This window comes from Pseudomonas sp. 1 R 17, from assembly GCF_900067035.1.
Classification (GTDB): Bacteria; Pseudomonadota; Gammaproteobacteria; order Pseudomonadales; family Pseudomonadaceae; genus Aquipseudomonas; species Aquipseudomonas marginalis.
Window position 1 is genome coordinate 95,914 of sequence record NZ_FKLB01000019.1, and the last position, 13,849, is coordinate 109,762.

At 61.9% G+C, this 13,849-nt stretch carries 13 protein-coding genes; 10 read left to right on the forward strand and 3 right to left on the reverse strand.

What is annotated here, in order from left to right:
• Positions 1–217 precede the first annotated feature (217 nt).
• The 3 genes from BFP99_RS03540 to selO are packed head-to-tail and all read left to right on the forward strand — an operon-like array spanning position 218 to position 6,908.
• Entirely contained in the window at positions 218–1,960 is a 1,743-nt protein-coding gene (locus BFP99_RS03540; RefSeq protein WP_027604969.1) for a potassium/proton antiporter, read from the forward strand.
• 52 nt (positions 1,961–2,012) lie between these two features.
• Complete coding sequence (mscK, locus tag BFP99_RS03545; protein ID WP_065925684.1) at positions 2,013–5,396, forward strand: mechanosensitive channel MscK; 3,384 nt, start codon at positions 2,013–2,015, stop codon at positions 5,394–5,396.
• 48 nt (positions 5,397–5,444) lie between these two features.
• Entirely contained in the window at positions 5,445–6,908 is a 1,464-nt protein-coding gene (gene selO / locus BFP99_RS03550) for a protein adenylyltransferase SelO (protein ID WP_065946638.1), read from the forward strand.
• Positions 6,909–6,926: 18 nt separating this feature from the next.
• Here the strand turns inward: selO and BFP99_RS03555 are convergent, their stop codons facing one another.
• Together BFP99_RS03555 and BFP99_RS03560 are read right to left on the reverse strand one after the other, a co-directional pair.
• The gene (locus BFP99_RS03555; protein WP_065946639.1) at positions 6,927–7,328 is read right to left on the reverse strand and encodes a helix-turn-helix domain-containing protein; all 402 of its coding nucleotides are present in this window, start codon (positions 7,326–7,328) and stop codon (positions 6,927–6,929) included.
• A gap of 6 nt (positions 7,329–7,334) precedes the next feature.
• Entirely contained in the window at positions 7,335–7,622 is a 288-nt protein-coding gene (locus BFP99_RS03560; RefSeq protein WP_065946640.1) for a type II toxin-antitoxin system HigB family toxin, read from the reverse strand.
• A 235-nt stretch (positions 7,623–7,857) separates the two neighbouring features.
• On the opposite strand from BFP99_RS03560, the gene trxC reads away from it, so the two are divergent.
• Complete coding sequence (gene trxC / locus BFP99_RS03565) at positions 7,858–8,292, forward strand: thioredoxin TrxC (protein WP_065925687.1); 435 nt, start codon at positions 7,858–7,860, stop codon at positions 8,290–8,292.
• Between the two features lie 78 nt (positions 8,293–8,370).
• On the opposite strand, the gene BFP99_RS03570 is transcribed toward trxC, so the two are convergent.
• Complete coding sequence (locus tag BFP99_RS03570) at positions 8,371–9,141, reverse strand: ParA family protein (protein ID WP_065946641.1); 771 nt, start codon at positions 9,139–9,141, stop codon at positions 8,371–8,373.
• Positions 9,142–9,478: 337 nt separating this feature from the next.
• Between BFP99_RS03570 and BFP99_RS03575 the strand changes: the two genes are divergently transcribed.
• The 6 genes from BFP99_RS03575 to BFP99_RS03600 are packed head-to-tail and all read left to right on the forward strand — an operon-like array spanning position 9,479 to position 13,706.
• Complete coding sequence (locus BFP99_RS03575) at positions 9,479–10,198, forward strand: beta-ketoacyl synthase chain length factor (RefSeq protein WP_065925688.1); 720 nt, start codon at positions 9,479–9,481, stop codon at positions 10,196–10,198.
• Entirely contained in the window at positions 10,174–10,986 is an 813-nt protein-coding gene (locus tag BFP99_RS03580; RefSeq protein ID WP_027604977.1) for a lysophospholipid acyltransferase family protein, read from the forward strand. Before BFP99_RS03575 ends, BFP99_RS03580 begins: the two co-directional genes overlap by 25 nt.
• Complete coding sequence (locus tag BFP99_RS03585; protein ID WP_027604978.1) at positions 10,964–11,233, forward strand: phosphopantetheine-binding protein; 270 nt, start codon at positions 10,964–10,966, stop codon at positions 11,231–11,233. The genes BFP99_RS03580 and BFP99_RS03585 overlap by 23 nt, the downstream gene beginning before the upstream one ends.
• A gap of 9 nt (positions 11,234–11,242) precedes the next feature.
• Positions 11,243–11,497: an acyl carrier protein gene (locus tag BFP99_RS03590; RefSeq protein ID WP_003187949.1), complete on the forward strand. Its 255-nt coding sequence runs from the start codon at positions 11,243–11,245 to the stop codon at positions 11,495–11,497.
• Complete coding sequence (locus BFP99_RS03595; RefSeq protein ID WP_065925689.1) at positions 11,494–12,039, forward strand: COG4648 family protein; 546 nt, start codon at positions 11,494–11,496, stop codon at positions 12,037–12,039. The genes BFP99_RS03590 and BFP99_RS03595 overlap by 4 nt, the downstream gene beginning before the upstream one ends.
• The gene (locus BFP99_RS03600) at positions 12,036–13,706 is read left to right on the forward strand and encodes an acyl-CoA synthetase family protein (RefSeq protein WP_065946642.1); all 1,671 of its coding nucleotides are present in this window, start codon (positions 12,036–12,038) and stop codon (positions 13,704–13,706) included. The genes BFP99_RS03595 and BFP99_RS03600 overlap by 4 nt, the downstream gene beginning before the upstream one ends.
• Positions 13,707–13,849 lie beyond the last annotated feature (143 nt).

Here is a 13,849-nt window from a genome sequence, read left to right on the forward strand (position 1 = left end):
GCGCGGTGGCCCTGAGTTCTTCGCGAGCAAGCTCGCTCCTACAGTGAATCACTTTCGCTTAACTGAACGGCATTAGGGCTTGCCCCTCCCAAATTTAGTTATGCGTGAATCAGAAAAAGCTTTTTGACAGCACCGCAATTCAACAGGTTAGAATCCCTGGCACGCAGACTGCATGGTCAGTTTGCGTCCCGTCTTATTTGCCCATGGAGTACTGCCTTTGAATGCGACGACCATCAACAGCCTGTTCTTGATCGGCGCGTTGCTGGTGAGTGCGAGCATTCTGGTGAGTTCTCTTTCCTCGCGCCTGGGTATCCCGATCCTGGTGATCATCCTGGCCGTGGGCATGGTGGCCGGCGTCGATGGCGGCGGCATCATTTTCGACAATTACCCGACTGCCTACCTGGTGGGCAACCTCGCGCTGGCAGTGATCCTGCTCGACGGCGGCTTGCGTACGCGGGTAGCGAGTTTCCGCGTGGCACTCTGGCCGGCATTGTCCCTGGCCACGGTGGGGGTGTTGATTACCACCGGCCTCACCGGCATGGCGGCGGCCTGGCTGTTTGACCTGAATATTATCCAGGGCCTGCTGATCGGTGCGATTGTCGGCTCGACCGACGCCGCAGCGGTGTTCTCGCTGCTGGGCGGCAAGGGCCTGAACGAACGGGTGACCGCCAGCCTCGAGATCGAATCCGGCAGTAACGACCCCATGGCGGTGTTCCTCACCGTCACCCTGATCGACATGCTCGCCAGCGGCCAGACCGGCCTGCACTGGAGCCTGCTGACCCACCTGGTGCGCGAGTTCGGCATCGGTGGCATCGTCGGCCTCGGCGGCGGCTGGCTGATGCTGCAAATGGTCAACCGCATCAACCTGGCCACCGGCCTGTACCCGATCCTGGTGATCGCCGGCGGCCTGTTCGTGTTCGCCCTGACCAACGCCTTCCATGGCAGCGGCTTCCTCGCCGTGTACCTGTGCGGCCTGGTGATCGGCAATCGCCCGGTGCGTAGCCGCCATGGCATTTTGCATATGCTCGACGGCATGGCCTGGCTCGCGCAGATCGGTATGTTCCTGGTGCTGGGCCTGCTGGTCACGCCCCATGATTTGCTGCCGATTGCCCTGCCGGCCCTGGGCCTGGCGCTGTGGATGATCCTGTTTGCGCGGCCGCTGTCGGTGATGGTCGGCCTGCTGCCATTCAAAGCCTTCCATGGCCGTGAAAAGGCTTTTATCGCCTGGGTCGGCCTGCGCGGCGCGGTGCCGATCATCCTGGCGGTGTTCCCGTTGATGGCCGGCCTGCCCCATGCGCAGCTGTACTTCAACCTGGCGTTCTTTATCGTGCTGGTGTCGCTGCTGGTACAGGGCACCAGCCTGCCGTGGGTGGCCAAGCTGCTCAAAGTGACCGTTCCGCCGGACCCGGCGCCGATCTCCCGCGCCGCCCTGGAAGTGCACGTCACCAGCGAGTGGGAGCTGTTCGTCTACCGCCTGGGCGCAGAAAAATGGTGCATCGGCGCGGCCCTGCGCGAGCTGAAAATGCCCGAAGGCACGCGCATCGCGGCCCTGTTCCGTGGCCAGCAACTGCTCCATCCGTCGGGTAGTACGGTGCTGGAAGTCGGCGATCTGCTCTGTGTGATCGGCCATGAACACAACCTGCCGGCCCTGGGCAAACTGTTCAGCCAGGCACCGCAACGCGGCCTCGATTTGCGCTTCTTCGGCGACTTCGTCCTCGAAGGCGACGCCCAGCTGGGCGCGGTTTCAGCGCTGTATGGCCTCAAGCTCGAAGGGATCGACCCGGACATGCCGCTGAGCCGCTTCATCACCCAGAAAGTCGGCGGCGCGCCGGTAGTGGGCGACCAGGTGGAGTGGAACAACACCATCTGGACCGTCGCGGTCATGGACGGGAACAAGATTGGCAAAGTCGGCGTCAGATTCCCCGAAGGAAGTCGCCCGGGCCCCGGACTCTTCCTCTAAACTGCGGGGCGACAGCACGCCCCCGATTCTTCACCTTGCTCGATCGGTCTCTATGCCAACCCTGCGCACTTTTCTCGCCACTGCCCTGCTGGGCCTGACCCTTTGTGTCGGCAGCGTCTACGCCGCCGACCCGCCCAGCGCCGACGCCATCCAGCAAACCCTGGACAAGCTGCCTGATCGCAAACTGCCCGACGCCGACATGAAGGCGCTGCAGTCGATCCTGCAACAGACCCTGACCTACCTGGACAACAAGCAGGATTACGAGCAGCGCCTGGTCGACCTCAAGCGCCAGCTGGAAGACGCGCCGCGCCAGACCAGCGAGAACCAGCGCGAACTGACCCGGCTCAAGGCCACCAAGGTCATTCCGGTAGCCCAACGCTACGCCACCCTGCCGGTGCCGCAGCTTGAGCAATTGCTGGTGCAGCGCAGCACCCAGCAAGGCGACCTGCAAAAGGAACTGGCCGATGCCAACAGCCTGACCATCGCCGCCCAGACCCGTCCCGAGCGCGCCCAGACCGAAATCAGCAGCAGCCAGACGCGCATCCAGCAGATCAATGCCACCCTCAAGGCCGGCAAGGACAATGGCAAAGCCCTCAGCAGCGACCAGCGCAACCAACTGAATGCCGAACTGGCCTCCTTGAATGCCCTGATCCCCCTGCGTCGCCAGGAACTGGCCGGCAATAGCCAGCTGCAGGACCTGGGCAACAGCCAGCACGACTTGATCCAGGAAAAAACCGCGCGCCTGGAACAAGAGATCCAGGACCTGCAAACCCTGATCAACCAGAAACGCCTGGCCCAGTCCCAGCAGACCGTCACCCAACAGTCCATCGAAGCGCAAAAGGCCGGCGGCAGCAGCCTGCTGGCCACGGAAAGCGCGGCCAACCTGAAGCTGTCCGACTACCTGCTCAAGAGTACCGACCGCCTCAACGACCTGACCCAGAAGAACCTGCAGACCAAGCAACAGCTGGACACCGTGACCCAGAGCGATTCGGCCCTGGACGAGCAGATCAATGTGCTCAAGGGCAGCCTGCTCCTCTCGAAGATTCTGTATAAGCAGAAACAAGCGTTGCCCCGCCTGACGGTGGACCGCGACCTGGCGGACGATATCGCCAACATTCGCCTGTACCAGTTCGAGGTCAACCAACAGCGCGAGCTGATCAGCTCCCCCAGCACCTATGTGGATAACCTGCTGGCCAACCAGCCGCCGGCCGACGTCACCCCGCAACTGCGGCGCACCCTGCTGGAACTGGCGATCACCCGCAGCGACTTGCTGGAGCGCCTGAGCCGCGAGCTGAGCGCGCTGCTCAACGAATCCATCACCCTGCAACTGAACCAGAAACAACTGCTCAGCACCGCCACCACCCTGCGCGCGACGCTCGATGAACAGATGTTCTGGATCCCCAGCAACAAGCCGCTGGACACCGAGTGGCTGGAAACCGTGCCGGCGCACCTGAGCAAGCAGGTCACCACCCTGCCCTGGGCCTCCAGCGTCAGCGAGCTGTACGACGGCCTGACCCAGCGTCCGCTGCTGTTTTTGCCGTTGCTGCTGTTGATCGGTGCCCTGTTGTGGCGCCGCAACGCGTTGTACGCGCGCCTGAAAAGAGTCCACCTGGACATCGGCCACTTCAAACGCGACAGCCAATGGCACACGCCCCAGGCGATCCTGGTAAATATCCTGTTGGCGATGCCGGTAGCACTGGGCCTGGCGCTGTGCGGCTACGCGCTGCAGATCGACGCACGTGGGCAGAACGCCAACCTGGGTGCAGCGCTGTTGCAGATCGCCCAGGCATGGCTGGTGTTCTACACCGCCTACCGCATCCTGGCGCCGGGCGGCGTGGCCGAGTTGCACTTCCGCTGGGAAAAGCCCCAGGTCGAATTCCTCCAGGGCTGGGTACGCAAGCTCGGGCTGGTGGTGCTGGCCCTGGTGGCCGTGGTGGCGATTGCCGAGCATCAACCGGCGGCGCTGGCCGACGACGTGCTGGGCATTGGTGTGGTCCTGACCTGCTACGCCCTGATGGCCTGGCTGCTGGGACGCCTGCTGCTGCACAGCCCGACCCACGAAAAAGCCTCGCTGTTCCGCAAAGCCGTGGGCCTGCTGTTTACCGCCCTGCCTGTCGCGCTGTTCATTGCCGTGTGCTTTGGCTACTACTACACCGCACTCAAGCTCAGCGACCGGCTGATCAACACCCTGTACCTGCTGATGTTCTGGCTGGTCATCGAAGCCACCTTCGTCCGCGGCCTGGGCGTTGCCGCCCGACGCCTGGCCTATTCCCGCGCCCTGGCCAAACGCCAGGCCGCCAAGGAAGCCGGCGAAGGCGAAGCGGTGATCGAAGAGCCGACCCTGGATATCGAACAGGTCAACGAACAATCGATGCGCCTGATCCGCCTGGCGCTGCTCGGCGGCTTTATCGCGGCGCTGTACTGGGTATGGTCGGACCTGATCTCGGTATTTTCCTACCTGGACAACGTCACCCTGTACGAATACACCAGCGGCACCGGTGCCAATATCAGCATGGTGCCGATCAGCATCGGCGACCTGCTCGGCGCGCTGATCATCATCGGCATCACCTTCGCCCTGGCGCGCAACCTGCCCGGCCTGCTGGAAGTGCTGGTGCTGTCCAAGCTGGACCTGGCCCAGGGCAGTGCCTACGCCACGACCACCTTGCTGTCCTACATCATTGCCGGCGTGGGCTTTGTCTCGACCCTGTCCACCCTCGGCGTGAGCTGGGACAAGTTGCAATGGCTGGTGGCCGCGCTGTCGGTGGGGTTGGGCTTCGGCATGCAGGAGATCTTCGCCAACTTTATCTCCGGCATCATGATCCTGTTCGAGCGCCCGGTGCGCATCGGCGACACCATCACCATCGGCAACCTGTCGGGCACGGTGAGCAAGATCCGCATCCGCGCCACCACCATCACCGACTTCGACCGCAAGGACATCATTGTCCCGAACAAGACGTTCATTACCGGGCAACTGATCAACTGGTCGCTGACCGACACCATCACCCGTGTGACCCTCAAGCTGGGCGTTGACTACGGCTCCGACCTGGACCTGGTGAAGGAATTGTTGCTCAAGGCTGCGCGAGAAAACCCAAGGGTGTTGAAGGAACCGGAACCCCATGTGTACTTCCTCAACTTCGGCGAAAGCACCCTCGACCACGAACTGCGCATGCACGTGCGCGACCTCGGCGACCGCAACCCGGTGATCGACGAAGTGAACCGCTTTATCAACCGCGAGTTCAAGAACCACCACATCAACATCTCGTTCCGGCAGATGGAGGTGTACCTGAAAAACCTCCACGGCCAGGAGTACAAGCTGGTGCCGGTGGAAGACGAGAAGAGAACCATCGTCGGACCGGCCGACGCGCAAGATGTGCCGGAGCCGCCGGACGGCAAAGTGGCGGATGCACCCGAGCCACCGCCCAGCAAACTCGACTAAACGCCCTATCCCCAGCAGAATGCTCGGACATTCTGCTGGAGATGGCCGGTGAAAGCCCTCGACGAACTGACCTTCGACAACCGCTTCGCACGCCTGGGCGACGCGTTCTCAACCCACGTATTGCCCGAGCCCCTCGACGAACCGCGCCTGGTGGTGGCAAGCAATGCCGCCATGGCCCTGCTCGACCTCGACCCGACAGTGGCCGAAACACCGGTGTTTGCCGAGCTGTTCAGCGGCCACAAGTTGTGGGCCGAGGCCGAGCCGCGGGCGATGGTCTACTCCGGGCACCAGTTCGGCGGCTACACCCCGCAGTTGGGCGATGGCCGCGGGTTGCTGCTCGGCGAGGTGTACAACGAGGCCGGCGAACATTGGGACCTGCACCTCAAGGGTGCCGGGATGACGCCCTACTCGCGCATGGGCGATGGCCGCGCGGTGCTGCGCTCGTCGATTCGGGAGTTCCTGGCCTCCGAAGCGCTGCATGCACTGGGCATCCCCAGCAGCCGCGCGTTATGCGTGATCGGCTCCAGCACCCCGGTCTGGCGTGAGAAGCAGGAACGTGGGGCGATGGTGCTGCGCCTGGCGCCGAGCCATATCCGCTTCGGGCATTTCGAATATTTCTACTACACCAAGAAACCAGAGCAGCAGGCGGAACTGGCCGAGCACGTGCTTTCACTGCACTACCCCGAGTGCAAGGAACAGCCTGAACCTTACCTCGCTATGTTCCGCGAAATCGTCGAACGCAATGCCGAGATGATCGCCAAATGGCAGGCCTATGGTTTCTGCCACGGGGTGATGAACACCGACAACATGTCGATCCTCGGCATTACCTTCGACTTCGGGCCGTTTGCGTTTCTGGATGACTTTGATGCGCACTTCATCTGCAACCATTCGGACCATGAAGGACGTTACTCCTTCAGCAACCAGGTGCCCATCGGCCAGTGGAATCTCAGCGCGCTGGCCCAGGCGCTCACGCCGTTTATCAGCGTCGATGCCTTGAAGGAAGCCCTTGGCCTGTACCTGCCGCTTTACCAGGCGCACTATCTGGATTTGATGCGTCGCCGTTTGGGGCTGACCACGGCCGAAGACGACGACCAGAAGCTGGTGGAGCGCTTGTTGAAGCTGATGCAGAACAGCGGCGTGGATTACACGCTGTTCTTCCGGCGCCTGGGGGATGAATCGGCGGCGCTGGCGGTGGCGAAGCTACGCGATGATTTTGTCGACCTGGCCGGGTTTGATGCCTGGGCCGAGCTGTACACCGCCCGTGTTGCGCGGGATGGAGATGACACCGAAGAACAGCGCCGTGGGCGGATGCACGCAGTGAACCCGCTGTACATCCTGCGTAACTACCTCGCACAGAACGCTATCGCTGCCGCCGAATCAGGCGATTACAGCGAAGTGCGGCGGTTGCATGAGGTACTGAGCAAGCCGTTCGAGGAGCAGGCGGGGATGGAACAGTACGCGCAACGACCGCCGGATTGGGGCAAGCATTTGGAGATCAGTTGTTCGTCGTGATACACGCCATGCTCGCGATTAGATGAACAGGTCGACCGGCACCTTGAAAAAATCCGCCAGCCAACGAATCTGTCGCACGTTCAGCTGGCGTTTTCCACTGAGGATCTCCGAGACCACCGATTGAGCACCCACACCCGGCAAATCACTCTGAGTCAGGCCATGCTCCTGCATCATTGATCTCAATACGTCGACACCGCTCGCTTCAGGAATTGGCCAATGCTCCAGGTCATAAGCCTCGACCCAGTCACCGATGATATCGACCACGCCCATCAACGGATGGGCTTCGTCGTCCCCTACGATATCCAGTAATTCGTCGAGCGCCTCCACCAGCACATCGTAGTCAGCCTCGGTTTTGGGCTTGCGCAGCAGCGGTGATACGAATTGCCAATGCTCGGCCACCTGCTCAATCAGCACACTCATTTTCAGTCACTCCTTCCATTTACCCTTGTCGTATTCCCGATGGTCCAGCACATGTCGAATATAGAGCCGCTGCATTCGGTAGCGCACAATCGCAATGAGTCGTAGCTTGTTACCACCGATGTTGAAGACGTGTAACGCTCCCACTTTATCCACGGTAGGAAAAATCGATTTCAACGCCGCGAAGTCCTCAGGATTGAGAACTTTGACTTTCCGATACCACTCATCCAAAGCGCTGGCTGAATGAGGCCACTTCAACTTGGCATTTCGGATTTGTTTCGCACTGATTACACGCATGCAACATCCCTATCGCATATTGCTATGAAGGTTAAACCCGAACGCCGGCTATCGCAATTTGCTATGGCGTCGAACGGACCGATGGTGCTATTTCGAACAAGTACTTCCAGCCTAGATAGGCATGCGCCAATCGACATTTGCGAATCTGTTAGCCCATGCGTCGTCGCCCCCGAGCTTGATAAAGCTGATACCTGACTCCAGATAGGGTGCATTGGCCACATCCACGGAGCCCACCATGTCCGACCCTCTCGTTATCCCCTGCCCCCATTGCAACGGCCTCAACCGCATCCCCGGCGAACGCTTGGGTGATACGCCCAAGTGCGGGCGCTGCAAACAACCGGTTCTACTGAGCAAGCCTTTCGAGCTGAAACAAGGCGACTACGCCAGCCAGATCAAGGGCGATTTGCCGTTATTGGTCGACGTGTGGGCCGATTGGTGTGGGCCGTGCAAGTCGTTTGCGCCGGTGTTTGAACAGGCGGCCGGCCAGTTGGAGGGCAAGTGCAGGCTGGCCAAGCTGGACAGCGAGGCCAATCAGCAGCTGTCGGCGCAACTGGGGATTCGTTCGATCCCCAGTTTGATTCTGTTCAAGAACGGCCGCGAAGTGGCGCGCCAGAGTGGGGCGTTTCCGTTGCCGCAACTGATGAGCTGGTTGCGTAGCCAGGGGGTGTAACCGGACCTGGAGAACAATGCTGGACAGTGTGGGAGGGGGTTTGTCCCCTCCCACAGAGGTTTTGTGTCGCCAGCAAAATCAGGCATTTTCCAGCAGGTTATGCAGCTCCACAAATTGCAGAGTGAGCTTGTGCCGTGGGTCCAGGTGGATCAGCGGCTTGTTCTCCTGGTGCGATTCGCGCATGCGCACCGAGCTGGCCAGGTACACCGGCAGCACCGGTAAGCCCTCGGCAATCAACTCATCGAGCATCTGCTGCGGCAGGCTCGCCCGCGCTTGGAACTGGTTGACCACGATGCCTTCCACTTCCAGGCCTTCGTTGTGGTCTTCCTTCAATTCTTCGATTTCAGCCAGTAGCCCGTACAGAGCCTGGCGCGAGAAGCTGTCGCAATCGAAGGGGATCAGCACACGATCAGCGGCAATCAGCGCCGAAACCGCATAAAAGTTCAGGGCTGGCGGGGTATCCAGGTAGATACGGTCGTAATCTTCGCTCAACTCATCGAGTAGCTTTCGCAGCTTATTGATCTTGTGCTTGGCCTCCAGCTTGGGCTGCAGATCGGCCAACTCGGCGGTTGCGGTGATGACGTGCAGGTTGTCGAAGGGTGTTTCGTAGATATCGACTTTGGTTTTCTTCGAAAACGGCCCGGAAGACAGAGTTTGCTTGAAAAAGTCCGCGATCCCCATGGGGATGTCGTCGCCAGTCAGCCCGGTCAGGTATTGGGTTGAATTGGCCTGTGCATCGAGGTCCACCAACAGGGTTCGATAGCCTTCGCTGGCGCTAACCGCCGCCAGGTTGCAGGCGATGCTCGACTTGCCAACACCGCCTTTTTGATTGAACACCACGCGCCGCATGGAAAAACCTCCGTGTATCAATGAATGTCCGAGTGTAGAGGGCAAAAGCGCCTGTTAGCTACCTCGTTCATCGATGCATTGCTGCATTGCATCGGGTCTGTCATAGGTCACGTACAAATGAAAAGGAAGTGTCCGACGATCCAAGTTACCCCTCGTTGAAGGACAATCTGTAAACCTTCCCGTCTTATTTGTAATCGGCCTTGCACAATTCTTTACCAAAGTTTGCTAGAACCCCGCAGCACCGGGATAATGCGCGCCACTCGGCGATTGCTCCTTGTCCCGGTATTCGGGGCCAAAAGCCGCACATGGAAGCCCGCAGGGGCGGGATAACTTCTCAGTGATCAACTTCAACATCGCCCAATGGCGCGCCTGGGCCCCCGGCTTGGAAAGCGCGGACGACTGGCACGCCTGGTGCCAGGCCCCGGTGTTGCTGCCTGCCAGCGCTGCCTCGCCCGACGTGTCGTTCCTGCCGGCCATGCAGCGCCGCCGCCTGAGCCGCCTGGCGCGCATGGCGTTCAGCGTAGGCTGGCCCCTGGCCGACGGCCTGCAAGACTTGCCGCTGGTGTTTATTTCCCGGCATGGCGAAACCCCGCGCACCCTCGACATCCTCAGCGACCTGGCCAACGACCAGCCGCTGTCGCCGACCCAATTCAGCCTGTCGGTGCACAACGCGGTGATTGGCCTGTGGTCGATCCTGCGCAATGAAACCAGCGAAATGACAGCCCTCGCCGCCGCCGGCGATGGCCTGGAGCACGGCATGCTCGAAGCCGCGGCCCTGCTCAACGAAGGCGCTCCGGCGGTATTGCTGGTCATCACCGAAGAACAGCCGCCCGAGGCCTACGCCAGTTGGATCGTTGACGTGCCGTTTCCCTACGCCCTCGGCCTGCTGCTGACACCAGGCGACGAGTGGCAACTGGAACTCAGCGCCGGCACTGTCCAACCCACTCAAACCCAGTGGCCCCACGCCCTGAACCTGCTGCGCACCCTGCTTACCGAACAGGGCGCCTGCCAACATGCCTGGAAGAACCGTGTATGGAACTGGCAACGCAAGTCGTGAACGATAAGCCACGGGATGCCTACTACTGGCGCCTGTTCGCCACTGCCGCGAGCTTCTTCGTGTTCGGCGTCGGCGGGTTGTGCCTGCGCTTGCTGGTCTTTCCCCTGCTCAGCTGCCTGCCGGGCAACGTAGAAAGGCACCAGCGCCGCGCCCGCCATACCATCAGCAAGCTGTTCTGGTTCTTTATCCGCCTGATGCAGCGCGCCGGCGTGCTGACCTACAGCGTCGAAGGCGCCGAACGGCTCGGCCAGCCAGGCCAGATGATCATCGCCAACCATCCGTCGTTGATCGACGTGGTGTTCCTGATCGGCCTGATGCGCCAGACCAATTGCGTGATCAAGCAGAGCCTGTTTCAAAACCCGTTCACCCGTGGCCCGGTGCGCGACGCGGGTTATATAAGCAACGACGGCAGTGCAGACATGCTCGACGCCGCCGCTGACGCCCTGCGCAACGGCCAGACGCTGATCATCTTTCCCGAAGGCACCCGCACCACACCCGGCGTGGCGCCCGCCTTTCATCGCGGGGCCGCCGCCATTGCCCTGCGCGGTGCGACAATCATCACCCCGGTAGTGATCAAGGTCAGCCCCACCACCCTGACCAAGGCCGAACCCTGGTATCGCATCCCTAAATGCCGTTTTCACTTCAGTTTGCGCGTGGGGGCCGATATAGAACCACAGGCGTTCGCAACACTGGGGCCCGCGCCCCAGGCCTCACGCAAGCTCAACGATTACCTGCACCACTATTTCATTAAGGAGCTCGCCGAAGATGAGCGACCAACACCGCCTTGAGCACGACATAAAGCTGTTGATCATCGAGGCCCTGGGCCTGGAAGACATCAGCGCCGACGACATCGGCAGCGACCAAACCCTGTTCGGCGAAGGCCTGGGCCTGGATTCGGTAGACGCCCTGGAATTGGGCCTGGCGATCCAGAAAACGTACGGCATCAAGATCGATGCCGACGCCAAGGACACCCGCAATCACTTCACCAACGTGGCCAGCCTTGCGGCGTTCGTCACGGCCAGACAGGCAGCTTGAGACCGGACCATGCAAACTCGTGACGATATTTTCAACACCCTGCGCGATGCCTTGGTGGAACTGTTTGAACTGCCCCCGGAGCGCGTCACCCTCGACGCCAACCTGTATCAGGACCTGGAGATCGACAGCATCGATGCCGTGGACCTGATCGACCATATCAAGCGCCAGACCGGCAAGAAGATCGCCGCCGAAGAGTTCAAGGCCGTGCGCACCGTCAACGACGTGGTTGAGGCGGTGTACCGTCTGGTCCAGCCTGCCGCATGAGCCGGCTGATCGGCCTTGGCCTGTTATTGGCGGGGCTGCTGTACCCGTTTGCGGTGTATTACGGCACCGAGCACTTTGCGCCCTGGCAATTCGGCCTGCTGCTGGGCAGCCTGTGGCTGCTGCGCGCGGTCACGGGTGCGGCGCGCCCCGGCAGCCGCTGGATGGCGTTGGCGGTGATCGTGTTTTGCCTGGCCCTGGCCTGGTTCGACAACCCGCACCTGTTGCGCTGGTACCCGAGCCTGGTCAGTGCGTTCATGTTGGCGCTGTTCGGCCTGAGCCTGAAATACGGCCCGCCGATGGTGGAGCGTCTGGCGCGCATGACCGACCCGGTGCTGCCGCCTCACGCGATTGTGTATACGCGCCAGGTCACCGTGGTGTGGTGCGTATTTTTTCTGTGTAATGGCCTGCTCGCCGCCGCCCTCACCCTATGGGCGCCGTTGAGCTGGTGGACGTTGTACAACGGCTTGATCGCCTACGGGCTGATGGGGCTGTTGTTTGCCGTGGAATGGCTGGTACGACAAAGGGTTCGAGGCCGCGTATGAATGGGTTGAATCTTGAGCATCTGTTGCTCGAGCCGCTGGAACAGCGTTTGGTGACTACCGAACCTGCGATGAATCACGCCCAGCTGTGGGAACACTCCCTGAGCCTGGCCGCCGGGTTGCAAGCCCGTGGCATACAGCGCCTGGCCCTGCACCTGGAAGACGCCGGCCTGCTGGCGATTGCACTGCTGGGCGCCTGGCGCGCCGGGGCCAGCGTGCTGCTGCCCGCCGATCTGCAACCCCAGACCCGCCAACGCTGGGACGCGGTTGTCGACGCCTGGCTGACTGAAGCGGCAGACCTGGACGCGCTGTATCAAGCACCGTTGAGCCCGGCCGCCCTCGACCTGGACACCTGCCAACTGAGCCTGTGCACCTCCGGCTCCAGCGGCGAACCCAAGCGTATCGACAAGACCCTGCGCCAGCTCGCCAATGAAGTCCAGGCCCTGGAAGCCCTGTGGGGTGCCGACCTGAAAGACGCCTGCATCATCGGCAGTGTCGCCACCCAGCACATCTACGGTTTGCTGTTCCGTGTGCTGTGGCCACTGTGCGCCGGTCGCAGCTTTGTGCGCCGCCAGCTGGCGTTTCCGGAAGACATGCAACGCGCCAGCCGCGAACACCCGCAATTCGCCTGGGTCGCCAGCCCGGCGCTGCTCAAGCGCATGGGCGACAACCTCGATTGGCCGGCGCTGAGCCAGGTATCGCGGGTATTTTCGTCGGGTGGCGCCCTGCCCATCGAGGCGGCCAGCAGTCTTTACGAGCGCTTGCAGCAATGGCCGACCGAGATCCTCGGCAGCTCGGAAACCGGCGGCATCGCCTGGCGCCAGGGTGCGCAACCCTGGCAGCCGTTCGCCGATATACACCTGAGCCAGGACGCCGACGGTGCACTGCGCATCGCTTCGCCGTACTTGCCCGTCGGGCATATAGAGCAAACCGCTGACGCGGCGCGCATCCACGCCGATGGTCGCTTCGAGCTGCTCGGGCGCCTGGACCGTATCGTCAAGCTGGAAGAAAAACGCATCTCGCTGCCCATGCTCGAGCAGGCGCTGATGGCCCACCCGTGGGTCGCCGAAACGCGCCTGGGGGTGGTGCAGGAAAACCGCGCATCACTCGGCGCGCTGGTGGTGCTCAGTGCCGACGGCCTGCACGCCTTGCGCAACCAGGGCCGACGGACTGTCACCCAGACCCTGCGCCACCATTTGAGCCAGCATTGCGAAGCCCTGGCGCTGCCACGTCGCTGGCGGCTGCTGCGCCAGCTGCCGCTGAATGCCCAGGGCAAACTGCCCCAGGCCGATGTGGCCGCATTGCTGCTGGCGCCCCGGCCAAAAGCACCGGAAGTGCTGGAGCAAGTCGAAGTCGATGGCGAATGGACCGTGCAACTGAGCGTGCCGCCGGACCTGGCCTATTTCAGCGGCCACTTCCCGGTCACTCCGGTATTGCCCGGGGTGGTCCAGGTGGAGTGGGCGTTCAACCTCGGCCAACAACTGCTCGATCTGCCGTCGACCTTTGCCGGCATGGAAGTGCTCAAGTTCCAGCAACTGGTGCGCCCCGGCGACCGTATCGAACTGCACCTGCGCTTCGACCAGGAACGCGGCAAGTTGTATTTCGCCTACCGCAACGGCGTCGCGGCCTGTTCCAGCGGCCGCATCCAATTGGAAGCCGCCCATGCATAAGCTTCTGTGGCGAGCGGGCTTGGTATGGTTAACGGGCATCCTGTGGCGAGCGGGCTTGCCCCGCGTTGGGCCGCGTAGCGGCCCCAAAACCTGCGCCGGAGGTCTGTCTGACACGCTTCGGTTACCTTACTGGGGCCGCTCCG